This window comes from Priestia aryabhattai, assembly GCF_023715685.1.
GTDB lineage: Bacteria > Bacillota > Bacilli > Bacillales > Bacillaceae_H > Priestia > Priestia aryabhattai_B.
This window is the reverse complement of record NZ_JAMBOQ010000114.1, coordinates 1-259: the sequence shown is the minus strand read 5'-3', so window position 1 is coordinate 259 and position 259 is coordinate 1. Positions and strand designations below refer to the sequence as shown.

The following is a 259-nucleotide window of genomic DNA, read 5'->3' as shown; positions in this document are numbered from 1 at the left end:
CTAGTAAGATCCCTGAAAGATGATCAGGTTGATAGGTCAGAGGTGGAAGCGTGGCGACATGTGTAGCTGACTGATACTAATCGATCGAGGACTTAACCAAACTTTAAAAGCGTAAGCTTTACTCAGCGAACTGTTATCTAGTTTTGAGAGAGCAATCTCTTGTCTGGTGGCGATAGCGAAGAGGTCACACCCGTTCCCATACCGAACACGGAAGTTAAGCTCTTTAGCGCCAATGGTAGTTGGGACTTTGTCCCTGTGA

Annotated in this window: 2 rRNA genes; both read left to right on the top strand. The window is 46.3% G+C overall.

The window, feature by feature from the left end:
* Nucleotides 1-100: ribosomal RNA gene (locus tag M3225_RS29270) — 23S ribosomal RNA — on the top strand; the annotation flags it as partial.
* 62 nt (nucleotides 101-162) lie between these two features.
* A 5S ribosomal RNA gene (gene rrf, locus M3225_RS29265) occupies nucleotides 163-259 on the top strand; the annotation flags it as partial.